This window comes from Microbispora triticiradicis, from assembly GCF_005864065.1.
In the GTDB taxonomy this organism is placed as follows: Bacteria; Actinomycetota; Actinomycetes; order Streptosporangiales; family Streptosporangiaceae; genus Microbispora; species Microbispora triticiradicis.
This window is the reverse complement of sequence record NZ_VANP01000018.1, coordinates 14,883-40,066: the sequence shown is the minus strand read 5'-3', so window position 1 is coordinate 40,066 and position 25,184 is coordinate 14,883. Positions and strand designations below refer to the sequence as shown.

At 73.6% G+C, this 25,184-nt stretch carries 9 protein-coding genes; 1 reads left to right on the top strand and 8 read right to left on the bottom strand.

What is annotated here, in order from left to right:
* Positions 1-2 precede the first annotated feature (2 nt).
* Complete coding sequence (locus FED44_RS31540) at positions 3-16,316, bottom strand: type I polyketide synthase (protein WP_138462958.1); 16,314 nt, start codon at positions 16,314-16,316, stop codon at positions 3-5.
* Between the two features lie 242 nt (positions 16,317-16,558).
* Here FED44_RS31540 and FED44_RS31535 point away from each other — a divergent pair, with 242 nt between their 5' ends.
* On the top strand, positions 16,559-18,079 hold the full coding sequence (locus tag FED44_RS31535) for an AMP-binding protein (RefSeq protein WP_208759279.1): 1,521 nt from the start codon (positions 16,559-16,561) through the stop codon (positions 18,077-18,079).
* Positions 18,080-18,319: 240 nt separating this feature from the next.
* Here the strand turns inward: FED44_RS31535 and FED44_RS31530 are convergent, their stop codons facing one another.
* The 7 genes from FED44_RS31530 to FED44_RS31500 all read right to left on the bottom strand — a co-directional run bounded on the left by FED44_RS31530 (position 18,320) and on the right by FED44_RS31500 (position 25,140).
* Positions 18,320-19,834, bottom strand: a complete 1,515-nt coding sequence (locus tag FED44_RS31530; RefSeq protein ID WP_138462957.1) for an amino acid adenylation domain-containing protein — start codon at positions 19,832-19,834, stop codon at positions 18,320-18,322.
* Positions 19,831-20,082, bottom strand: coding sequence for a phosphopantetheine-binding protein (locus FED44_RS31525; RefSeq protein WP_220499459.1), 252 nt, complete (start codon positions 20,080-20,082; stop codon positions 19,831-19,833). The genes FED44_RS31530 and FED44_RS31525 overlap by 4 nt, the downstream gene beginning before the upstream one ends.
* A gap of 11 nt (positions 20,083-20,093) precedes the next feature.
* Positions 20,094-21,113 (bottom strand): ACP S-malonyltransferase, encoded by a 1,020-nt coding sequence (locus FED44_RS31520; RefSeq protein ID WP_222867935.1) that lies wholly within the window; start codon positions 21,111-21,113, stop codon positions 20,094-20,096.
* 2 nt (positions 21,114-21,115) lie between these two features.
* Positions 21,116-21,415, bottom strand: a complete 300-nt coding sequence (locus tag FED44_RS31515) for a hypothetical protein (RefSeq protein ID WP_111699609.1) — start codon at positions 21,413-21,415, stop codon at positions 21,116-21,118.
* A 37-nt stretch (positions 21,416-21,452) separates the two neighbouring features.
* Entirely contained in the window at positions 21,453-22,754 is a 1,302-nt protein-coding gene (locus tag FED44_RS31510; RefSeq protein ID WP_111699610.1) for a pyridoxal phosphate-dependent aminotransferase, read from the bottom strand.
* The gene (locus FED44_RS31505) at positions 22,741-24,105 is read right to left on the bottom strand and encodes a KamA family radical SAM protein (RefSeq protein WP_111699611.1); all 1,365 of its coding nucleotides are present in this window, start codon (positions 24,103-24,105) and stop codon (positions 22,741-22,743) included. Before FED44_RS31505 ends, FED44_RS31510 begins: the two co-directional genes overlap by 14 nt.
* 99 nt (positions 24,106-24,204) lie before the next feature.
* Entirely contained in the window at positions 24,205-25,140 is a 936-nt protein-coding gene (locus FED44_RS31500) for a proline iminopeptidase-family hydrolase (RefSeq protein ID WP_111699612.1), read from the bottom strand.
* Between the last annotated feature and the right edge of the window lie 44 nt (positions 25,141-25,184).

Genomic DNA, 25,184 nt, shown 5'->3' with positions numbered 1-25,184 from the left:
GCTCAGTTCGACCCGGACAACGCCGCGCGCACAAGGTCGCTGACCGTCATATCGTTGATTTCCTGCATCGTCGGCAGGCTCGGCTCCGCCTGCCCCTCCTCCGGAGACGCCTCGTCGGGCAGGCCGGGCAGCAGCTCCTCCCGCAGGTAGCCGGACAGCTCCCGTGGGTTCGGATAGTCGAACATCAGCGTCGCCGGCAGCCGCAGCCCGGTGGCCGCCGACAGCCGGTTGCGCAGTTCGATCGCGGCCAGCGAGTCCAGGCCCAGCTCGGTGAAGCCCCTGGCGACGTCGATCGCGTCCGGGTCGGCGTGCCGCACGGCCGCCACCTCCGCCCGCACCAGGTCGAGCAGGATCCGGTCCCGGTCGGCCGGTCCGGCGTCCGCCAGCCGCTCGGCGAGGGTCCGCTCCGCCGGCCGCGCCGCCTCCGACCGCGCCTTCGCGGGGACGAAACCGGCCAGCATGGGCGGGACGGACTCCGCGGCGGCGAGCGCGGCCCGGTCGAGCCGGAGCGGCACCAGCACCGCGTCCGGCCGGGTCAGCGCGGCGTCGATCAGCGCCAACCCGTCCTCGGTCGACAGGGCGGGCATGCCGAGCGCGGCCATCCGGCGCTCCTCCGACTCCCCGTCGACGGCCTCGCCGCCGAGCCCGGTCCGCGTCGCCCAGAGCGGGAAGGCCAGTGACGTCGCGGGCCGTCCGGAGGCCGCCCGATGGGCGGCGAGGGCGTCGAGGAAGCGGTTGGCCGCGGCGTAGTTGCCCTGCCCGGCGCCGATCAGCAGTCCGGCGAACGAGGAGAACAGCACGAAGGCGGTCAGATCGGCATCGGCGGTGAGCTCGTGCAGGTGCCAGGCGCCGTCGACCTTGGGCCGCAGCACCGCCTCGACCTGCGCGGGCGTCAGCGACCCGATCAGCGCGTTGTCCATCACGCCGGCCGCGTGGACCACCGCGCGGAGCGGCCGGTCCGGCGGGATCGCGGCGAGCACGCCGGCCAGCGCGGCCCGGTCGGCCACGTCGCACGCCGCGATCGTCACCTCCGCGCCGAGGCCGGTCAGCTCGCGCTCCAGGCGCCGCGCCTCCTCGGTGTCCCGGCCGCGGCGGCTGGTCAGCAGCAGGTGCCGCACGCCGTGCGCGGTGACGAGGTGCCGGGCGAGGTGTGCGCCGAGGCCGCCGGCGCCGCCGGTGACGAGCACGGTGCCGTCCGGGTCCCACGGCGGCGTCTCGCGGTCCGCGGTCGCCGGGGCCAGCCGGGGAACGCGGGCGACGCCCTGCCGCAGCATGATCTCCGCCTCCCCGGACCGGATCGCGGGCAGCAGCACGGCCGTCGACGCCGGGGTGCCGTCGGTGTCGACGAGCACGAACCGGCCCGGGTTCTCCTGCTGGGCCGCGCGGACCAGGCCCCAGACCGGCGCGTGGGCCAGCCCCTCGGTCCCGTCCGCGTCGCCGACGGCGTGCCTGGTGAGGATCACCAGCCGGGAGGCGGCGAGGCGCTCGTCGGCCAGCCAGGAGCGCAGCACGTCCAGCACCTCGTGGACGGCCGCCCGCGTCCGCACGGGGACCTCGGCGGGCTCGGCGAGGCACTGGTGGATCACCAGGTCGGGCACGGGGGCTCCGGCGTCGATCGCCGACACCAGGGCGGCGAGGCCGTCGTGCGCGCCACCGGCGCGCCGCGCGAGACCGAAGTGGTCGGCCCCGGCCAGCACCGGTGCGGTCCCGGCCGTCGCCCCCTCCAGCGGCAGGTCGCGCCATTCGAGCCGCAGGACCGACCCGCCCCGGGGGTCGCCGCCGGCCGTCCCGGTCACCTCCCGCGCGGCGAGCCGCCGCACCGTGGCGACCGTACGGCCCCTGTCGTCGGCCAGTGTCATGGTGGACAGTTCGTCGCCGCGCAGCCTGCGGATGTGCACCCGCAGCGCGGTGGCGCCACCCGTGTGCAGGGTCGTGCCGGTCCAGGCGAACGGGATGACCGTGCGGCCTTCCCGCAGGCCCTGCTCGTCCAGCAGGTCGGCGTGGAAGGTCGCGTCGAGCAGCGCCGGGTGCAGGCCGAACCTCCGCGCGTCGGCCGCGGCCCGCTCGGGCAGGGCGACCTCGGCGTAGACGTCGTCGCCGTCGCGCCAGGCCGCCCGCAGCCCCTGGAACGCCGGGCCGTACTCGTAACCGCGGGCGGCCAGCAGGTCGTAGCCGCCGGTGATCGCCGTCTCGGCGGCGCCGGGCGGCGGCCACTGGGTGAGATCGGCGGCGGCCTCGGCGAGGGCGGGATCGTCCTCGGCCATGAGCGTGCCGGCCGCGTGCCGCGTCCACCCGCCGCCGTCCTCCGGCCGGGTGTGGATGTGGATCGCCCGCGCCCCGGCGGAGTCCGGCGGTTCCACGGTGACCTGCAGCGCCAGTGCGCCGCGGCCGGGCACGACGAGCGGCGCCTCCATGATCAGCTCGGCGACGGTGCCGCAGCCCACCTCCTGACCGGCGCGTAGGGCGAGCTCGACCAGGCCGCTGCCGGGCAGCAGGATCCGGCCCCGCACCCGGTGGTCGGCCAGCCAGGGCTGGGTGGCCGTGGACAGCCGCCCGGTCAGCACCACCCGGTCGTCGGGCATGGCCACGACGGCCGACAGCAGCGGATGCGTGGACGCCTGCTGGCCGAGCCCGGTCGCGTCGGCGGCGACCTGCGGCGCGTCGAGCCAGAACCGGCTGTTCTCGAAGGGATAGGTCGGCAGGTCCACCTGCCGTGCGCCGGTTCCGGCGAAGAACGCCCGCCAGTCGACGGGGACGCCGCCGGAGTGCAGGCGGGCGAGCGCGGTCAGGACGGCGGCCGGCTCGGGCCGGTCGCGCCGGGCGGTGGCCGTGAACAGCGCGGTGTCCGGCGCGCTCCGCTGGGCCAGGGCGGTGAGCACGCCGTCCGGGCCGAGTTCGGTGAAGCGGGTGACGCCCGCCGCCGCCAGGGCCGAGACGGCCGCGGCGAAGCGGACCGGGCGCCGGACCTGGTCGACCCAGTAGTCCGGGGTGCACAGCTCCGCGCCGACGACCTCGCCGGTGACCGTCGAGACGACCGGAATCGCTGGGGCCGTGTACGTGAGCGACGCGGCGACCGCGCGCAGGCCGTCCAGCATCGGCTCCATGAGCGGCGAGTGGAAGGCGTGCGAGACCCGCAGCCGGGTGGTCTTGCGTCCCGCCGCCGCCAGCTCGGCCGCGACGGCGAGCACCTCGGCCTCGTCGCCGGAGAGCACGACCGAGTCGGGCGCGTTGACCGCCGCGATGCCGGCCCGGCCGGTCAGCAGTGGTGTCACCTCGTCCTCGGTGGCCGCGACCGCGACCATCGCGCCGCCGGGCGGCAGCGCCTGCATCAGCGCGCCGCGGGCCGCCACCAGCGCGGCGGCGTCGGGTAGGGAGAGCACCCCGGCGACGTGGGCCGCGGCGAGCTCGCCGATCGAGTGCCCGGCGAGGTAGTCGGGCCGCACCCCCCAGGATTCGAGCAGCCGGTAGAGCGCCACCTCCAGCGCGAACAGGCCGCTCTGGGCGTACACCGTCTGGTTGACCAGATCGCCGTCCTCGCCCCACAGCACCTCGCGCAGCGGCCGGTCACCGTGGTGATCGGGCTGCCGGTCCAGGTGCCGGTTGAGGTGCCGGTCCAGCTCGGCGAGCACGGCGTCGAACGCCTCCGCGAAGACCGGGAACGCCTCGTACAGCTCGCGGCCCATGCCGGGACGCTGGCTGCCCTGCCCGGTGAACAGGAACGCGGTCTGCCCGCCGGTGCCGGTCACTCCGGTGACGAGATCGGCCACGCCGGGGTCGACGGTGTCGGCGGCGGCCAGCGCGGCCAGGCCGCGCTCCGCCGCGGCGCGCCCGTCGGCGAGCACCACCGCGCGGTGGGCGTGCGCGGCCCGGCCGGTGGCCAGTGAGAAGCCGACGTCGCGAAGGTCCAGCTCCGGCTGGAGCTCCAGATGATTCAGGAGCTGGCCCGCCTGGGCGCGCAGCGCCCGCGCTGTCCGGCCGGAGACCACCAGAGGCACGATCGGCAGGCCGGCGGGACCGGACGACGGCGTCTCCTCAGCCGAGGACTCCTCGGCCGGCGCCTGCTCCAGGATCAGGTGCGCGTTGGTGCCGCTGAGCCCGAACGACGACACCGCCGCCCGGCGCGGCCTGCCCTCCTCGGGCCAGGCCACCGGCTCGGTCAGCAGCCGCACCTGGCCGGAGTCCCAGTCCACCTGTGGCGACGGCTGGTCCACGTGCAGGGTGCGCGGCGCCGTCCCCGCCCGCATCGCCATCACCATCTTGATCACACCGGCCACGCCGGCCGCCGCCTGGGTGTGGCCGATGTTCGACTTCACCGACCCCAGCCACAACGGCCGCTCCCGGCCCTGCCCATACGTCGCGATGATCGCCTGCGCCTCGATCGGGTCACCCAGCGTCGTCCCCGTGCCATGGCCCTCGACCACGTCCACGTCAGCCGGACTCAGCCCGGCCGCCGCCAGCGCCTGACCGATCACCCGCTGCTGCGACGGACCGTTCGGCGCCGTCAACCCATTCGACGCACCATCCTGGTTCACCGCCGAACCACGGATCACCCCCAGCACCCGATGCCCACGCCGCCGCGCGTCCGACAACCGCTCCAGCACCAGCAGACCGGCGCCCTCGCCCCACGCGGTGCCGTCGGCCCCTCCGGCGTACGACTTGCACCGGCCGTCGGCGGCCAGCCCCCGCTGGCGGCTGAAGTCGACGAACACCTCCGGGGTCGGCATGACCGTGACACCTCCGGCCAGCGCCAGGTCGATCTCGCCGCGTTGCAGCGCCTGGTGGGCCATGTGCACCGCCACCAGCGACGACGAGCACGCCGTGTCCACGGTGATGGCCGGGCCCTCCAGGCCGAAGGCGTACGCGACGCGCCCGGAGGCGACGCTGGCGGCGCTGCCGTTGCCGAGGTATCCGGCCAGTTCCTCGGGGACCTCGCGCAGCCTGCTGGCGTACTCGTGGTACATCACACCGGCGTAGACGCCGGTGCGGCTGCCGCGCGCGGCCCTCGGGTCGATGCCCGCCCGCTCGAACGCCTCCCAGGCCGTCTGCAGCAGCAGCCGCTGCTGCGGGTCCATGGCCAGCGCCTCGCGCGGCATGATGCCGAAGAACTCGGGGTCGAACTCGGCGGCGTCGTACAGGAACCCGCCCCGGCGGGTGTAGGTCTTGCCGGGCACACCCGGTTCCGGGTCGTAGACGCCGTCGTCCCAGCCGCGGTCGGCGGGGAACTCGCCGATCGCGTCGACGCCGTCGGCGACCAGCCGCCACAGGTCCTCGGGCGACCGTACGCCGCCGGGGTAACGGCAGGCCATTCCCACGATCGCGATCGGCTCGTCCGCGACCGGCTCCGCGGCGCGGGTGGCCGGGACGTCCGCGGTGGCTCCACCGGCCCGGTCCGCCACGCTGTCGCCCATCAGGCCGGCCAGGCGGTCGGCGAGGTGTACGGCGACCGCGCGGGCGGTCGGGTGGTCGAAGACCAGCGTCGCGGGCAGCGTGAGGCCGCTCGACGCGCCCAGCCGGTTGCGGAACTCCATCGCGGCCAGCGAGTCGAAACCGAGATCGGTGAACGGGCGGTCCGGGTCGATCTCGCCGGACCCGGCGTGACCGAGCACCGCCGCCACGTCCACGCGTACGAGATCGAGCAGGATCCGGTCGCGGTCGGCTGCCGGTCGGCCGGCCAGGCGCTCGGCGAGGGCGTTGCCGGCCGCCGGCTTCGTGACCGCCTGCGCCTTTGCGCGGGCGGCGAAGGCGCGCAGCGGTGCGGGCAGTTCGTCGGTGCGGGCGCGCAGGGCGGCCCGGTCCAGCTTGATCGGCAGTTGCACCGGATCCGTGCCGCGCAGCGCGACGTCCAGCAGCGCGAGGCTCTCGTCGGCCGACAGCGGCGTGATGCCCTGCCGTTCGATGCGGGCGACGTCGCTCTCGCTGAGCCCCTCCGCCATTCCGGCGCCGGTCCACAGGTGCCACGGCAACGAGAGGGCGGGCAGTCCGTGCGCGTGCCGGTGGGCGGCCAGGCCGTCGAGGAAGGCGTTGGCCGCGGCGTAGTTGCCCTGGCCCGCACCGGCCAGCGTGCTCGCGGTGCTGGAGAACAGGACGAAGGCGCTGAGGTTCCGGTCGCGGGTCAACTCGTGCAGGTGCCAGGCCGCGTCGGCCTTGGGCGCGAAGACGGTGTCCAGCCGGTCCGGGGTCAGCGACTCGATCAGCCCGTCGTCCAGCACCCCGGCCGCGTGGACCACCGCCGTCAGATCCGGCACCTCCTCCAGCAGCCGCGCCACCGCCTCCCGATCGGCCACGTCACAGGCCACCACCCGCACCTGAGCGCCCAACTCGGTCAGCTCCGCCGCCAGCAGATCGGCTCCGGGCGTGTCCGGACCGCGACGCCCGGCCAGCACCAGCGACCGCACCCCGTGCGCCGTCACCAGATGCCGCGCCACCCGCGCCCCGACCCCACCGACACCCCCGGTCACCACCACCGCCCCAGCACCGAAACCCACCGACGCGGAGCCGGAAGCCGTCGAGCCCGAGCCGGAAGCCGCCTGGTCGGAACCGGAGGCCACCGAGGCCGAGCCGAGGCCCACTGGCACGGAGCCGGAAGCCGCCTGGTCGGCATCGGAGGTCGCCGGCGCGGAGCCTGAAAGCACCTGAGCGCTGCCCGAGGTCGCCTGCTCGGAGCCGGGAGTCACCACCGCCAGGCGCGGGACTCGCACCTGGCCCGCCCGGATCAGCAGTTCGGGCTCACCGGCGGCCACCGCCGCGGCCAGCACCGCCTCCGACTCCTCGGTCCCGTCGATGTCGGCCAGCACGAACCGGCCCGGCCACTCGGCCATCGCCGACCGCACCAGCCCCCACACCGGCGCCACCGACACATCCACATCCTCACCCGGCAGCCCCACCGCACCCCGCGTGACCACCACCAGCGGCCCACCAGGCTCCGGAACGGCTACCTGCTCCTGCACCCGCTCCAGCACCCCGGCCACCACCGACCGCATCCCCGGAAGCGTCTCCGGGGTGCCGGTGACGTCCAGGCGGGTGAACTCCTGCCTCCCGGCGGCCGACTGGGCCGGGGCAGTGACCGAAGCGGTGACCGGAGCGGGGACCCAGTCGACCCGGTAGACCCGCTCCCCCACCGACTGCGCCGACATCGCCCGGCACACATACGACTCCACCGACGCCACCGGCGCACCAAAGGCATCGGCGATCTCCAACGCCACCGCATCCCCCGCCACGTCCGCCACCGGCGTGATCCGCACCCGCACCAGCGACGCCCCCGCCGCGAACACACTCACCCCGCCGAACGCGAACGGCAACCGCACCGCCCCCGCATCCGCGTTCCCGCTCGCCGCGTCGGACGCCGGATCGGTGGCCACGTCGGTCGCCTGCAACACCGCGTCCAGCAACGCCGGATGCACCGCGAACCCACCCGCCTGCACCCCCTCAGGCAACGCGACCTCCGCGAACACCTCCCCCGAACCCCGCCACACCTTCCGCAACCCCCGGAACGCCGGCCCGTACCCATACCCCCGACCGGCCAACTCCGGATACCACGACGACACATCCACCACCTCGGCACCCCGAGGCGGCCACTCCGCCAGATCGAACCCCGCCACCCCCACGACCGGACCCACCACACCCGACGCGTGCCGCACCCACACCCCGTCCCCATCACCATCCGGACGGGAGAAGATCTGCACCGAGCGCGTCAGGCCGTCGCCGGCGGGGCCGAGGACCACCCGCAGGGCGACCCCGCCCTCGGCGGGCAGCACGAGCGGCGCTTCGAGGACGAGCTCGTCGAGGCTGGGGCAGCCCGCCCAGTCGCCCGCCTGCGTCGCCAGCTCGATGAACCCGGTGCCGGGGAACAGGACCCGGCCCGAGATCACGTGGTCGGCCAGCCACGGATGCGTCCGCGGCGAGACACGGCCGGTCAGCACCGCTTCGCCGGACTCCGGCGACTCCACGGCGGCCGACAGGATCGGGTGCGTGACGTGGTCCAGCCCGGCGGCGCCGACGTCACCCGCGCCGTACGTGTACCCGTCGAGCCAGAACCGCCTGCGCTGGAAGGCGTACGTGGGCAGGTCCAGCCCGGCCGGGGCGTCGCCGCCGAAGTACGCGGCCCAGTCGACCGCCACTCCGTGCGCGTACGCGCGGCCGAGGCCGGCGACGAGTTCGCGCACCTCGTCGCGGCCCTTGCGGGCGACGGCGACGAACGCGGCCGCGTCCTCCGCGACGCAGGCCTGCCCCATCGCGGCGAGCACCGCGTCCGGCCCGAGCTCGACGAAGGTGGTGACGTTCCGGGCGGCGAGGTCGCCCACGGCGGCGGCGAACCGGACCGGCTCCCGCACGTGCCGCACCCAGTGCTCCGGCGAGCCCAGCTCCTCGGCCGTGGCCAGTGTGCCCGTGAGCGTGGACACCACGGGGATGGCCGGGGCCGCGAACGACAGCTCCTCCGCGACCCCGCGGAAGCCGGCGAGCATCGGCTCCATCAGCGCCGAGTGGAAGGCGTGGCTCACCCGCAGGGGGGTCGTCCGGTGGCCGTCGGCCGCGAGAGCGGCGGCGGCCCGCGACACGGCCGCCTCGTCACCGGAGATGACGACCGACTCCGGCCCGTTGACCGCCGCGATGTCCACACCGTCGCCGAGCAGCGGGCGCACCCGCTCCTCGGCCGCGCGTACGGCGACCATCGCCCCTCCGGCCGGCAGGGCCTGCATCAGGCTGCCCCGCGCGGCGACCAGGCGGGCCGCGTCCGCCAGGGACAGCACCCCGGCCACGTGCGCGGCGGCCAGCTCGCCGATTGAGTGCCCGGCGACGTAGTCAGGCCGCGTCCCCCACGACTCCAGCAGCCGGTAGAGGGAGACCTCCAGCGCGAACAGCGCGGCCTGGGCGTAGCCGGTCTGGTTGACCAGATCGGCGTCCTCGCCCCACAGCACCTCGCGCAGCGGCCGGTCCAGATGGCGGTCCAGCTCGGCGAGCACGGCGTCGAACGCCTCGGCGAAGACCGGGAAGGCGCCGTACAGCTCGCGGCCCATGCCGAGGCGCTGGCTGCCCTGCCCGGTGAACAGGAACGCCACCCTGCCCTCGCGGGCAGCTCCGGCGGGCGTGGAGCCGTCCGCCAGCGCGGCGAGGCCGGCCGCGAGCTCGGCCCGGTCCGTGCCGGTCACGACGGCCCGGCATTCGAGCGCGGCGCGTGTGGTGGCGAGGGCGCGGCCGAGCTCGCCGATCTCCGCGTCCGGCAGTGTCTCCAGGTACGGCAGCAGCCGTCCGGCCTGGGCGCGCAGCGCCTGCGGGGTGCGGCCCGACACGACCAGCGGCACGGTCGCGGGGGCGGGCCGTGGTTCCCGTACGGGTTCGCCCGGCGCCGACTCGACGATCACGTGGGCGTTGGTGCCGCTGATCCCGAACGACGACACCGCAGCCCGGCGCGGCCTGCCCTCCTCGGGCCAGGCCACCGGCTCGGTCAGCAGCCGCACCTGACCGGCGTCCCAGTCCACCTGGGGTGAGGGCTCCGCGGCGTGCAGCGACCTGGGCAGCTCGCCATGGCGCATGGCCATCACCATCTTGATCACACCGGCCACGCCGGCCGCCGCCTGGGTGTGGCCGATGTTCGACTTCACCGACCCCAGCCACAACGGCCGCTCCCGGCCCTGCCCATACGTCGCGATGATCGCCTGCGCCTCGATCGGGTCACCCAGCGTCGTCCCCGTGCCATGGCCCTCGACCACGTCCACGTCAGCCGGACTCAGCCCGGCCGCCGCCAGCGCCTGCCCGATCACCCGCTGCTGCGACGGACCGTTCGGCGCCGTCAACCCATTCGACGCACCATCCTGGTTCACCGCAGAACCACGGATCACCCCCAGCACCCGATGCCCACGCCGCCGCGCGTCCGACAACCGCTCCAGCACCAGCAGACCGATGCCCTCGCTCCAGCCGACGCCGTCCGCGCCGGCGCCGAACGACTTGCACCGGCCGTCGGCGGCCAATCCGCGCTGACGGCTCATGTCCACGAAGGTGTCGGGGGTGGACATGACGGTGACGCCGCCCGCGAGGGCCAGGTCGCACTCTCCCCCGCGCAGCCCGGCGGCGGCCAGGTGGATGGTGACCAGCGACGACGAGCAGGCGGTGTCCACGGTCATCGCCGGGCCCTCCAGCCCGAAGACGTACGCGACCCGCCCGGACGCGACACCGGCCAGGCTGCCGTTGCCGTGGTAGGCGGCGATCTCCTCGGGCAGCGGGCCGAGCCGCAGGCCCCAGTCGTGGTACATGACTCCCGCGTAGACGCCGGTACGGCTGCCGCGCACGGACCTCGGGTCGATGCCCGCCCGCTCGAACGCCTCCCAGGAGACCTCCAGCAGCAGCCGCTGCTGCGGGTCCATGGCCTGTGCCTCGCGCGGGCTGATGCCGAAGAAGTCGGCGTCGAAGTCCGCCGCGTCGTACAGGAAACCGCCTTCGCGGGTGTAGCTGGTGGCGGGGCGGCTCAGCTCGGGGTCGTACACGTCGTGCGGCCAGCCCCGGTCGGTGGGGAACTCGCCGATCGCGTCGACGCCGTCGGCGACCAGCCGCCACAGGTCCTCGGGCGACCGTACACCGCCGGGGTAACGGCAGGCCATGCCGACGATCGCGATGTCCTCGGTGGGAGCGATGGCGAGGGTGGTCTCCTGACGGGCCCGCACCGGCTTCGCGTCGATCGTCTCGGCCAGGTGGGTGGCGAGCGCGAGGGGCGTGGGGTAGTCGAAGACCAGGGTCGCGCTCAGCTTCAGGCCGCTGATCGCGTTGAGCCGGTTGCGCAGTTCCACCGCCGCGAGCGAGTCGAAGCCGAGTTCGTTGAACGCGCGCGCGGGCGCGACGGCGGCGCCGCTCTCGTGCCCGAGAACGGCGGCTGCCTCGGCGCGGACCACCTCGACCAGGGCGTCGACACGCGCGGCGCCGGACAGGCCGGCCACCCGCTCGGCGAGGCCGCCGGCACCGCCGGCGGGGGCGTTGCGGGCGCCGGCGCGCTTCGTCGCCGGGCGCACCAGGCCGCGCAGCAGCGTCGGGATCCCGTCGGCGCGTTCGCGGACCACCCGGTGGTCCACCCGGACCGGGACCACAGCGGGCAGTCCGCTGCGTATTCCGGCGTCCAGCAGCGCGAGGTTCTCCTCGGACGACAGCGGCACCAGCCCCGAGCGCGCGATGCGCGCCAGTGCGGCCTCGTCCAGTCCGGCGCCCATTCCGGCGCCGGCCCACAGGCCCCAGGCCAGCGAGGTGGCGGGCAGGCCGTGAGCGTGCCGGTGGGCGGCCAGGGCGTCGAGGAAGGCGTTGGCCGCGGCGTAGTTGCCCTGACCGGGCGCGTCGAACAGGGTCGCCGTGGAGGAGAACAGGACGAAGGCGCTGAGGTTCCGGTCGCGGGTCAGTTCGTGCAGGTGCCAGGCCGCGTCGGCCTTGGGCGCGAAGACGGTGTCCAGGCGGTCCGGGGTCAGCGACTCGATCAGCCCGTCGTCCAGCACCCCGGCCGCGTGGACCACCGCCGTCAGATCCGGCACCTCCTCCAGCAGCCGCGCCACCGCCTCCCGATCGGCCACGTCACAGGCCACCACCCGCACCTGAGCGCCCAACTCGGTCAGCTCCGCCGCCAGCAGATCGGCTCCGGGCGTGTCCGGACCGCGACGCCCGGCCAGCACCAGCGACCGCACCCCATGGGCCGTCACCAGATGCCGCGCCACCCGCGCCCCGACCCCACCGACACCCCCGGTCACCACCACCGCCCCAGCACCGAAACCCACCGGCACCGAGCCAGAAGCCGCCTGCTCGGAACCGGGGGTCACTACCGCCAGGCGCGGGACTCGCACCTGGCCCGCGCGGATCAGCAGTTCGGGCTCACCGGCGGCCACCGCCGCGGCCAGCACCGCCTCCGACTCCGCGGTCCCGTCGATGTCGGCCAGCACGAACCGGCCCGGCCACTCGGCCATCGCCGACCGCACCAGCCCCCACACCGGCGCCACCGACACATCCACATCCTCACCCGGCAGCCCCACCGCACCCCGCGTGACCACCACCAACGGCCCACCAGGCTCCGGAACCGTCACCCACTCCTGCACCCGCTCCAACACCCCGGCCACCACCGACCGCATCCCCGAGAGCACACCGGCCGACGGCACACCCGAAAGGCCCTCCGCCCCCGCGTCCTCGGCGGCACCCGTGACGTCCAGGCGGGTGAACTCCTGCTTCCCCGCGGCCGACTGGGCCGGGGCAGTGACCGAAGCGGTGACCGGGGCGGGGACCCAGTCGATCCGGTAGACCCGCTCCCCGACCGACTGCGCCGACATCGCCCGGCACACATACGACTCCACCGACGCCACCGGCGCACCAGAAGCGTCGGCGATCTCCAACGCCACCGCATCCCCCGCCACGTCCGCCACCGGAGTGATCCGCACCCGCACCAGCGACGCCCCCGCCGCGAACACACTCACCCCGCCGAACGCGAACGGCAACCGCACCGCCCCCGCATCCACCCCCTCAGAACCACTCGCGGGATCGGTGGCCACGTCGGTCGCCTGCAACACCGCGTCCAGCAACGCCGGATGCACCGCGAACCCACCCGCCTGCACCCCCTCAGGCAACGCGACCTCCGCGAACACCTCCCCCGAACCCCGCCACACCTTCCGCAACCCCCGGAACGCCGGCCCGTACCCATACCCCCGACCGGCCAACTCCGGATACCACGACGACACATCCACCACCTCGGCACCCCGAGGCGGCCACTCCGCCAGATCGAACCCCGCCACCCCCACGACCGGACCCACCACACCCGACGCGTGCCGCACCCACACCCCGTCCCCATCACCATCCGGACGGGAGAAGACGTCGACCACCCGCCGACCGGCGTCGTCGGGTTCGGCCACAACGACCTGGACCGACACTCCGCCCCGGTCGGGCACGACCAGCGGGGCGTGCAGGGTCAGGTCCTCGACCTGCGGGCAGCCGGCCTGGTCACCGGCGTACACGGCCAGTTCGAGCAGGGCGGTGCCCGGGAGCAGGACCCGGCCCGAGATCACGTGGTCGGCCAGCCACGGATGCGTCCGCAGGGAGAGGCGGCCGGTCAGCACGACGCGGTCCTCTCCGGCGGCGCGCAGCACGGCGCCGAGGAGCGGGTGGTCCGCGGGCGCCTGGCCGAGGCCCAGCGCGTCGTTCGGCTCCTGCGGAGACATCCAGAAACGCCTGCCCTGAAAGGCGTACGTGGGCAGGTCGACGCGGCGGGCCCCCGGGCCGTACGCCGATCCCTCCAGCGCGGCGCCGCGCGTGTGGGCGACGGCGACCGCGGTCAGCAGCTGACGCACCTCGCCGCGGTCCCGCCGCAGCACGGGCACGAAGGCGAGGTCGCCGGAAACGTCGGCGAGGCAGTCCTGGGCCATCGCGCTGAGCACGCCGTCCGGCCCGATCTCCACGAACGTGTCCACGCCTCTGGCGTGCAGCGCGGCGACGCCGTCGCGGAACCGCACGGCCTCACGGACGTGCCGCACCCAGTAGTCCGGCGAGCACAGCTCCTCGGCGGTGGCGAGTTCGCCGGTCACCGTGGAGACGACCGGCACGCTCGGCGGCGAGTACGTCAGGATCCCGGCCACCCGCCCGAACTCGGCGAGCATCGGCTCCATCAGCGGCGAGTGGAAGGCGTGGCTCACCCGCAGCCGCCTGGTCTTGCGGCCGTCGGCCTCGAACCGGGCCGCGACGGCCAGCACCTCCGCCTCGTCGCCCGACACGACGACCGACCGGGGGCCGTTGACCGCCGCGATTCCGGCGCGGCCGGTGAGCAGCGGCGTCACCTCGTCCTCGGCGGCCTGGATGGCGACCATCGCGCCGTCGGCCGGGAGGGCCTGCATCAGACGGCCGCGCGCGGCGACCAGCGTGGCCGCGTCCTCGAGCGACAGCACCCCGGCCACGTGCGCGGCGGCCAGCTCCCCGATCGAGTGCCCGGCGACGTAGTCCGGCCGCACCCCCCACGACTCCAGCAGCCGGTAGGCGGCGACCTGCAGAGCGAACAAGGCCGGCTGCGCGTACGCCGTCTGGTGGAGGAGATCGGCCTCGGGGGTGCCGGGCTCGGCGAACAGCACGTCCAGGAGCGGGCGGTCGAGCTGGAGGTCCAGATATCCGGCGGCGTCGTCGAGGGCGGCGGCGAAGACGGGGTACGTCCCGCACAGTTCGCGGCCCATGTCCAGGCGCTGGCTGCCCTGCCCGGTGAACAGGTACGCCAGCGCGCCGCCGGTGACGCTCCCCCTGACCACGTCCGGGCCGCTCTCGCCCTGGGACAGGGCGCGCAGCCCGCGCAGGCACTCGTCCCGGCCGGTAGCCAGGACGACCGCCCGGTCCGGGAACGCCGTACGGGTGGTCACCAGGGAGTATCCGGCGTCCGCGGGCGTCACGGTGTCGTCGGCCGCGAGCAGGTCGTGCAGCCGGGCCGCCTGGGCCCGCAGCGCGTCGTCTCCCCGGGCCGACACCGGAACCAGGCACGGCGCCGCCGTCAGGTCCGGCACCGTCTCGTCGGGCGCCGTCGCTTCAGGCGCCGACGCCGTGTCCGCGGCCGGTGCCGAGGCCGCCGCGGCGGCGTCCACCGGCCGCGTGCCGGCACCGGAAGCGTCGTCCGCCGGCGGCGTGGAGGCGGCGGCGGCGTCCGACGGCGGCTCCTCGATGATCACGTGGGCGTTGGTGCCGCTGACGCCGAACGCCGATATGCCCGCCCGTCGCGGCCGTCCGTTCTCCTGCCAGGGCACGGGCTCGGTCAGCAGCGACACCCGGCCCGCCGACCAGTTCACGGCCGACGACGGCTGGTCGACGTGCAGGGTCTTCGGCAGCACCCCGTGCCGCATGGCCAGCACCATCTTGATCAGGCCGACGACGCCGGCCGCCGCCTGGGTGTGGCCGATGTTCGACTTCACCGAGCCCAGCCACAGCGGGTCGTCCGGCTCGCGGCCCTGGCCGTACGTGTCGATGATCGCCTGCGCCTCGATGGGGTCACCGAGCGTGGTGCCGGTGCCGTGCGCCTCGACCACGTCCACGTCGGACGCCGCGAGCCCCGCGTCGGCGAGCGCCTGCCGGATCACCAGGCGCTGGGCGCGGCCGCTCGGCGCGGTCAGGCCGTTGGACGCGCCGTCCTGGTTGATCGCCGACCCGCGCAGGACCGCGTGCACGGTGTGGCCGTTGCGGCGCGCGTCCGACAGCCGCTCCAGGACCAGCACCGCCGCGCCCTCGGAGAAGCCGGTGCCGTCGGCGGCCTCGGCGAACGGCTTGCAGATCCCGTCCGGCGCGAGACCGCGCAGCCTGCTGAACGCCGTGAACACCCCGGGGCTGCTCAGCACGGCCACTCCGCCCACCAGCGCGAGACCGCACTCGCCGTTGCGCAGGGCCTGCGCCGCGACGTGCACCGCGACGAGCGAGCCCGAGCAGGCGGTGTCGATCGCGAGCGCCGGTCCGAGCAGCCCGAGCGTGTACGCCACCCGGCCGGCCACCACGCTGGTCGCGTTGCCGGTGATCAGGTAGCCGTCGAGCCCGTCGGGCGCGTCGGCGATGCGGGGGCCGTACTCCTGGGGCTCGACCCCGATGTAGACGCCGGACCGGCTGCCCGCGAGCGAGGCCGGGTCGATGCCGGCGCGCTCGATCGCCTCCCAGGCGGTCTCCAGCACGAGCCGCTGCTGCGGGTCCATTGTCTGCGCCTCGCGCGGGCTGATGCCGAAGAAGTCCGCGTCGAAGAGCGTCGCCTCCGGCAGGAAGCCGCCGCGCCGCAGATAGGTGGTGCCGGGCTGGTCCGGGTCGGGGTCGAACAATCGCTCCAGGTCCCAGCCGCGGTCGTCGGGGAAGTCGGTGAGAACGTGCCGGCCGTCGTCGACCAGGCGCCACAGTCCTTCGGGCGAGTCGACCCCGCCGGGCAGGCGGCAGCCGATGCCGACGATGGCGATCGGCTCGTCGACGGCCTGCCTCTCGCCGGCGACCGGCTCCGGGCCGGTCTCAGGGCCGGTGTCCCCGAGCAGTTCCGTACGGAGGAAGGCGGCGAGGGACGCCGGTGTCGGGTGGTCGAAGGCGGCGCTCACCCCCAGCGCGAGCCCGGTCACGGCGTTGAGCAGGCTCTGCAGTTCGACCAGGGCGATCGAGTCGAGACCGAGATCCCGGAACGCCCGGCGGGGCGAGACCTCGGCCGGGTCGTCCGGCCGGAACTTCCGCAGCACGGCGGCCGTCTGCGTGCACACCAGATCGAGCAGCACGCGGTTTTGCTCGGCGAGCGGCAGACCGGTCAGGCGGGCGGCCAGCGCCGCTCCTCCGTCCGGTATGCGCGCTGCCCACGACCCGTCGAACCCAGACTCAGACATGGCGTACCTCTGCCGAAATATAGGTGCCTGAAAAGGCAGACACATCTCACCCACGATCTACGCAAACCCTAAGACAGGGAATCACCCGCCCAATAACCCCTATCGCCCCCTGACTTCGCCCGCGGCGGCGCCGCCCGCCGTTGCCGGAAGTCGCGGTGGAGTGTTATCAAAAAATAGTGATCCATGGCCATATGTCTCTGCACCGGATCCGTCTGGGTAACGATCTGCTGCACGAATTCTTATTGCAATGGGCGGAATGGACGCCGGACAGTCCAGCCGTCATACAGTCGCGCGGCGACGGCGAATTCGACGTCATCACGTACGAGGGCCTGCTGCGCCGGGTGGAGGAGTACGCCGCCGGACTCGACGCGGCCGGCCTCGACGTCGGCGACCGGGTCGTGCTGGAGTCGGACACCACCGCGGCCGGAATCGCGATGTTCCTGGCCTGTTCGGCGCGGGGCGTCACCTACATCCCGGTGAGCAGCGAGACCCCGCAGGCGCGGCGGCTGTCCATCGTCCAGTCGGCCGAGCCCGCGCTCTACCTGCGCGCCGCCGGACGGCCGGAGGTCGAGGTGCCGCCGGAGGTCGGGACCGGGGTGTTCGGCCCCGACGGGGTGTGGATCGACACCGCCCCCCGGGGCCGCCGGGCCGAGTGGCGCACGCCGATCCCGTCGGACCCGGCGTACATGATCTTCACGTCGGGCAGCACCGGCCGGCCGAAGGGGGTGGTGATGAGCCACCGGGCGGCGCTCGCCTTCTTCCGCGGCATGCTGGCCCACGAGATCGTCGGCCCCGGCGGGCGGGTGGCGTCCACGTCGCCGTTCCAGTTCGACTTCTCGCTGCTCGACATCGCGCTCGCCCTCGGCAGCGGCGCCGCCGTCGTGCCGGTGCCGCGCGACCTGCTCCGCTGGCCCAGGCGGTTCGTCGGGTTCCTGCGCGACGCGCAGGTCACGCAGGTCAACGGGGTGCCGTCGATCTGGCGGCCGGTGCTGCGGCACGAGGCCGGCGCCCTGGCGGAGCTCAACCGGATCACCGGCATCCTCTACTCCGGGGAGAACTTCCCGCTTCCCGAGCTGCGGCGGATCCAGGAGCTGCTGCCCGGCGTACGGATCGTGAACTGCTTCGGCAGCACGGAGTCGATCGCCGCCTCCCTGACCGACGTGCCCAACCCCCTCCCGCCCGACCAGAAGCGCCTCTCCATCGGCCGCGCGCACCAGGGCGCCGACCTGATGCTGATCGGCGAGTCGGGCAACCCGATCAACACGCCCGGCGTCGTCGGCGAGCTCTACCTGCGCAGCGCCGCCCTGTTCAGCGGCTACTGGGACGACCCCGAGGCGACCGCGAGGGCGCTCGTGCCCGACCCCCTCAACCCGCGCTCCGGCCAGCCGGTGTTCCGTACGGGCGACCTCGCCTATCTCGGCGAGTCCGGCGAGCTGTACTTCTGCGGCCGGGCCGACTCGCAGGTGAAGATCCGGGGCAACCGGGTCGAGCTCGGCGAGGTGGAGCGGCGGATCCTCGAGTTCCCCGGCATCGCCGGGGCCGCGGCGACGATGCTGCCGCGGCCGGAGGGAGATCCGGTGCTCGCGGCCTTCGTCGTGCTGGAGCCCGGCGCGCCCGCGCTGGAACACCGCGACCTGGAGGCGTTCTGCCTGGCCACGCTGCCCGACTACATGGCTCCGCAGCGCATCGTGCAGCTGCGCGAGCTGCCCCTCACGCCCAACGGGAAGGTGGACCGCCTGGCGCTGGCCGCCCAGCACGGGTGAGCCGCCCGGGCCACGAGCCGCGACCGGTCCTCGCGTCAGGCGCCTGACGCGAGGACCGGTCGCCTTTTCGTCGTACGGGTTCGCCGTACGGAACCTTCACGGCCGGCCAGGCGGCGCGGAGGTACGAGCACGGACACATGGGTGCGGGCATGCCACGGCCCTCCCCGGTGGCTGGGGGTGGGGGGTGGGACCACCGGGGAGGGCCGTGCCCTCGGGAGGGTGCTTCGGACGAGTGGCGCTTCAGTCGATCCCGGCGGCCTCCCGGGCGAGCCGGGCCCGGTCGACCTTCCGGTTGGAGTTCAGCGGGAAGTCCTCGACGTGCCGGTACTCCCGCGGCAGCAGACCGGACGGCAGCACCCGGCGCAGCCGGCCGGCCAGTTCGGCCTGCTGGGTGGGCACGCCGGTGTAGAAGGTCACCAGCTCGGTGGTGCCCTCGACCGTACGGGTCACCGCGACGGCGTCCTGGACGCCGGGGCAGGAGCGCAGGGCGTGCTCGATCTCGGCGAGCTCCACCCGCCAGCCCTGGACCTGCACCTGCGAGTCCAGCCGTCCCAGATAGACCAGTTCGCCGTTCGGCAGGACCCGCACGCGGTCTCCGGTGCGGTACCAGCCGCGGCCGTCGTGGTGCAGGAACCGGCCCTCGTTGTCGTCCGGGTCCAGATAACCGGAGGTCAGCTGCGGGCCGGTGATGCACAGCTCGCCCTCGGTGTCGCTGTGCTCGCCGTCCGCGGTGCGCAGCAGCCAGTCGTGGCCCTCGTGCACCGTGCCGATCGGCGCCAGGCCGTTGACGCACAGCCCCGGCGAGGTCTCCGGCGACCAGCGGTGCCCGGTGACGGTGATGGTCAGCTCGGTGGGACCGTAGATGTTCTCCAGAGTCGACCCGGGGGCGGCGGCCTGCCAGTCCGCGGCGTCGTCCCCGCGCAGCGCCTCGCCCGCGAACAGGCTCCAGCGGAGCGTCGGCATCGAGCCGGGCGTGAGGCCGCCTCGCTTGCGGACCAGGACGATGCCGCTCGGCGTGGAGAACCAGACGGTCATCCGCCGTTCCGCCAGGAAGGCCGGCAGGTCGAGGTACGCGGTGGCCGGCACCGGGTGCACGCTCGCGCCCGCGCCCCACGCGCAGAACATGTCGAACATCGCGCAGTCGAAGTTCAGGTCGAACGTCTGCGAGAACACGTCGTCCGGACCGAAGTCGTAGCGCTCGTCCATCAGCCGGAAGTAGTGGGCGGTGCTGGCGTGCGTGATCGGCACACCCTTCGGCCGGCCCGTCGATCCGGAGGTGAACAGCAGGTACGCGATGTCGGTCGGCGCCACCGGAAGGGGGGCGTCGAGCGCCGTCCCGGCGGCCGGCCGGTCGAGGCCGATCACCGGGATGTCCGTGCCCGACGCGGCGATCTCGTCGAGCATCCGCCGCCCGTGGGCGTCGCCGAGCACCACGGAGACGTCCGCGGCGGTCAGCATGCGCCGGGTCCGCTCGACCGGGAAGTCCGGGTGCAGCGGCGCGACCGCCGCACCGGAGTAGAGACCGGCGAGGATGCCGGCGTAGCTCTCCACGGACTTGCCGGCCAGCACGCCGACCGCCTTCGGCCGCGCGCCCACGACGTCGAGCAGCGCACCCGCCAGGCGGAGCGCGTGCTCGTGGAGCTCCGCGTAGGTGAGCACCCGATCGCCGTCCCTGACGGCCGGGCGATCGGGTGCCAGCGCGAGCCCGCGCAGGAACCGGGCGTACAGCGCGTGGTCGTCGGTCACGCCGGTCATGTCACGCTGCTGAGCGTCGCCCAGAGCGCGCCCGGAGTGGCGAAGTTGCCGAGGCTGAGCATGTCGTCGCGGAAGCGGACCTGGTAGGTGCTCTCCAGCGACGCGAGCAGGTCGACCATGCTCAGCGAGTCGAGGCCGAGGTCACGCAGGTCGCTGCCCTCCGTGAGCTGGGCCCCGTCCGGCAGGAACGGCAGGTGTTTGCGGAGTATGGTCTCGAATCGCTCGTCCCACATGATGACTCTCTCCACGGGGTGGTCTTCTAGGAAAGGCTCGCCCCGGCTCGGGCGAGGTTCTCTTGCGCGGCGCCGCGCTCCTGGGCGGCGCGGTGCAGCTGGGCCGTGCGGTGCTCCTGGGCGGCGCGGTCCCGCCGGCGCGGGCGCGTGGCCCAGCGCGGGTCGAGCGCGACGACCTCGAAGTTGCGGGTGGTGACGCCCACCCGGCCCCAGAGCTGGTCGGGTCCGGAGACGTACAGCTTCCTGACGCCCCGCTCCCGCAGTGTCCCGACGACGGCCGGCCAGCGGACCGGGCGGACGATCCCGTCCAGCAGGATGTCCCGGACGCCGGCCGCGGTGTCCCGCGGCGAGCCGTCCTGGTCCGCGACGACCGGAATCGCCGGGTCCGTGAACGTGAGCGTGGGGAACAGTTCGGCCTCCACCCTGTCCCGCAGGCCGCCGAAGGCGCGGCAGTGCAGGGGCGGGTCCATGACATACAGCGGGAGCCCGCCGTGCGCCCGCAGCCGGCTCCGCAGGCCGTCGAGCACGTCACGGTGCACGGACAGCATGTGGAAGTCGTCGTCGACATGGCAGGAGATCTCGTACCACTCGCCGCGTTCGTCCATCTCGGCGAGCAGTTCGGCCAGCCGCTCCCCGGGCACCCGGACGAACGACTGCGTCACCACGTCGGGGTGCTCGGCCGCGAAGTACTCGGTCTCGTACCGCACCAGTTCGGCGGTGAGCCGCACTCCGTCGGCGAAGCCGAGCGCGCCGGAGTGGACGGCGGCGGCCTTGCCGCCGAAACTCGCTCCGGCGCACAGGCCCGGCTCGACGCCGAACTCCTCCCGCGCCCACGTCGCGAGCGCCACGCAGTTGACGAAGAAGGCGACCTGCGCGTATTCGGAGTAGTCGCCGCTCGTCTCGCGGTAGCGCTCGAAGAGGTCATATCCCAGCACGTCGCCGGCGACCGCCACCAGCCGCCTCGCGACCGGGTTGACCAGCATGAACCTGGCCACGGTCGCGAAGTCGCACGGCCCCATGCCGGGAAAAACGATGGCGCTGTCCATGCTCAGAGGCGGCGGCCCGTGATCGGGAAACCGGGGAACATGCCCGGCTTGACCTGACCGTGCAGGACGCTGTCGTTGATCGTGGCGGTGAACTTCAGCTTGATCGGCATGGGCTTGGTCACCTTGAGCTTCCAGGTGACGGCGTTGCCGGTGACCTTGCCCTCCAGCAGCTCGGGGTTGGGCTCGTCGGTTCCGGTAAGCGCGCCGACCAGTTCCTCCCCGTTCGACTTCAGGTCGAAGAAAAGGGTCTGCTTGCCCATGGGGCTCTGCATTTCGACCGCCCACTTGCCGTCGACAGGCATGGCATTCCTCACAATCGATTAGCGGCTGATTCGAATTTCAACGTACACCGGCGGGGAACACGGCGGCACCCTTAGTAACCCCAGACGATACGAACACCGACAATTTCTCCTCGAGCAGGTCGAGTTCGTCGCGGATATGCGGCAGGGAAAGGGGCCGTTCGGCGTAGAGCGCGGCCTCGCGCTGTTCGGCGGTCTGGCCGTAGAGCATGCTGGTCGCCGCGCGGAAGCGCAGCGCGCCGGGGTCGTCGCCGAGGTGGTGGCCGCCGAGCACCGCCACCCCGAAGTCGTCGAGCAGCACCCGCTGGAGGGACGCCGAGTCGGTGACGCCGTGCCAGTCGAGCCTCTCTCGCAGCGGTTCGAAGTCGGGGTAGACGTAGAAACCGCCGGTCGGCGGTCGGCACAGCGCGCCCGCGCCGACCATGATCTCGTGGACGGCGTTCGCCACGATGCCGTGCAGGCGGGTGTCCGCGGCGATGCGGCGCACCACCTCGGGCGGTTCCGCGAACACGTACTCCGCCACGGCCTGCATCGGGCCGGCCAGGGTCGACCAGATCTCGCTGGCGACCGCGAGCACCTCGTCGCGGATCCGCTCGCCCCACGGGCCGGACGGGAACCGGGCGGCGCCGATCCGCCAGCCGCCGAGCGCGATGCTCTTGCTCAGGCCGGTCAGCACGATCGTCCGGTCCGGCACGACCTCCGCCGGGCTCAGCACCGGGCGCCAGGGGTCGTGCACGATGTCGCGGTAGATCTCGTCGGAGAGGATCAGCAGGTCCTCGCTCTCCGCGATCTCGCACAACTCCCGGACGAGGGCCGGCGAGGCGACCGTGCCGGTCGGGTTGTCCGGCGTGGTGAGGATCAGGATGCGGGGGTTGTGCCCCGACGCGCGCGCGGACCGGATGGTCTCGCGCAGCGCCTCCGGCTCCGGCACGCCGCCGCACTCGTCCGGGATCGGCACCCCGAACACCTGCTTGCCGGCCAGCCGCGCCTGCGGCGCGTAGGTGACCCAGGACGGCCTGGCCAGCAGGACGTCCCCGGGGAGCACCAGTTGCAGCGCCATCAGCAGTGGTTTGCTGCCCGGCGCGAGCACCGTCTGGTCGGCGTCGGTCGGCATGCGGCGGCGGGTGAAGTAGCCGGCCACCGCCGCGCGGGCGTCGGCGGAGCCGGCCACCGGTCCGTACGCGTTGCGCGACGCGCCCTCCAGCAGGCGGGAGACCAGCGGCCGGAAGACCGGCAGCCGGGACTCGCCGAAGCCCAGGTGCACGATGGCGGCGCCCTCGGCTCTGCGCCGGGCGACGAGCTGGTCGAGCGCGAGGTTCGGGGAGACGTCACGACTGGACATGGGCCGCCTCCCTCGTCCACCGCCCGATCCGGGCCGCCCCGCCGTCGATGGCGGTCATGATGTCGTCGGGGGTGTCCGGGTCGAGTTCGAGCTCGGTGAGCCAGGCGGCCGTCGGCGAGTAGTGGGCCCGGAACGGACGGCCGACCAGCGACGGCTGGCGGGCCTGCATGAACCGCAGCCGGAAGTAGCGGCCCTGCGGGGTCTCCTCGACCCCGTCCACGATCACCTTGCCGGGGGTCGCGGACATGACCGGTCCGCGCACCGTCCGCGCGAGGCCGGGCAGGGTGCGGAACGCCCCGTGGAAGATCTCCACCGAGCGGGCGAGCGGCACCCGGAAGTAGGCGTGCGGCCCGGTGTCCCGCTCGACGAACTGGTAGTACGGCACCGCCCCGGCGGCGAACTGCAGCCGCCACAGCCGGGCCCAGGTGTCCACGTCGTCGTTGACGTACTTGATGAGCGGGGCCTGGCAGTACACCACGGCGCCGGTGCTGCGAACCCTGGCCAGCGCGGCGCGCGCCTCGTCGGTCTCCAGCTCGCGGGGGTGGCTGTAGTGCGCCATCAGCGCGAGCGTCCGGCCGGAGGCCACCACCCGCTCGAACAGCCGCAGCAGGTCGTCGGCGTCGGGATCGGTGGTGTACCGGTAGGGCCAGTAGGCCGGCGACTTGCTGCCGATACGGATCGTACGCACGGTGTCCACGGCCAGCAGCGGCTCGATGTGGCCGCGCAGCCGCTCCGTCGTCATGATCATCGGATCACCGCCGGTGATCAGCACGTCCGAGACGTCGGGGTGCCGGCCGAGGTAGGTGATCAGCTGGTCGGGGTTCGGCGCGGCGAAGCGGAGATCGGCGTCGCCGACGAACTGCGCCCAGCGGAAGCAGTAGGTGCAGTACGCGTGGCAGGTCTGGCCCTGGCTTGGGAAGTAGAGGACCGTCTCGCGGTACTTGTGCTGAAGGCCGGGGACCGGCTCGTCGCCCAGGGTGGGCACGTTCAGCTCTTTCTGCCCGGACGGATGCGGGTTGAGGTCCGCGCGGATGGTCCGGACGGCCTCCTGGAGGCGGCTCCGGTCGCCGGTGGCGCTCAGCACGGACAGGATCCGCTCCTGCTCGTCCGACAGCATCCCGTGCTGCGGGAACACCAGCCGGTAGATCGGGTCGTCGGGGACGCGGGACCAGTCGATCAACTGGGACAGGACGTAGTCGTTGACCCGGAACGGCAGCACGAGCGAGATCAGCCGGATCGCCTCGCGGGCGTCCTCGGACAGCCCGTACCGGTCACCGATCTCATCAATATGACGAGGGCCGTAGGCGCGGAATCGCCCGACCTCCAAGGAACTGCCAGCAAGCAGCGTCATGCCGAAGTTCCTCCGATCTTCTGAGTCTGCTTGTTGCGAGCAATTGACGATAAATTGAATTCGGTCACCCGGTATACCCCTAAATACTCGTGCAGGCCCTTAGAAATCGCCCACCCGCACGGGCGTCGCACCGCGGTCCGGGATGTTCTCCAGGAACTCCCGGACGACCCGCAGGAAACGCTCCGGCTCCTCCAGATGCGGCAGGTGGCTGGAATCCTCGAAAATCTGCCAGCGGACGTCGGGAATGAGATCGGCGAACGGCTGGACGGCGGCCGGAGTCACCTCGTCGTGCCTGCCGGAGATGAGCAGCGTGGGCACGGCGATGTCGGGGCAGCAGTCGACCACGGAGTAGTCGCGCAGCGTGCCGTTGACGTGGAACTCACTCGGCCCGTTCATCGTGTAGTAGACGGCGGGGTCGTTGTGGATCTCCATCAGGGAGGCGATGAAGTCCCTGGGCAGCGGGTCGAGACGGCAGACGTGCCGGTCGTTGAAGACCTTGACGGCCCGCACGTACTCCGCGCTGTCGGTGGTGCCGGCCTCCTCGTGCCGGGTGAGCGTCTCCGCGACCTCCGGGGGGAGCGCGCGGCGCAGCACGGCCAGTTCGCCCAGCCACAGGGGGTACGACGCCGGGGAGTTCGCGATGATCAGGCCGCGCAGGCCGGCGGGCCGCGTCGCCGCGTGCCGCGCGGCCAGCACGCCGCCCCAGGAATGGCCGAGCAGCGTGTAGTCGCCGGCGATGCCGAGCGCGCCCAGCAGATTCTCCAGTTCGTCCAGGAACAGCTGGGGGGTCCAGAAATCGGCGCCCCGGCCGGGCAGGCGGGTCGAGCCGCCGTTTCCCAGCTGGTCGTAGTGGACGACCGGCCGGCCGTGCCCGGCGAGTTCCGCGATGTTGCGCAGGTAGTCGTGGGTGCTGCCGGGGCCGCCGTGCGCGACCACCAGCGGCGGCACGCCCGCCCGCAGATCGCCGGTCACCCGGTACCACGTCCGGTATTCACCGAAGGGCACGGTGCCCTTCGCGTTCGGCGCGAGAGCCATGGTTATTCCTCGAATCAGCCAGAGCTTGGACCAGCCGGAACCCG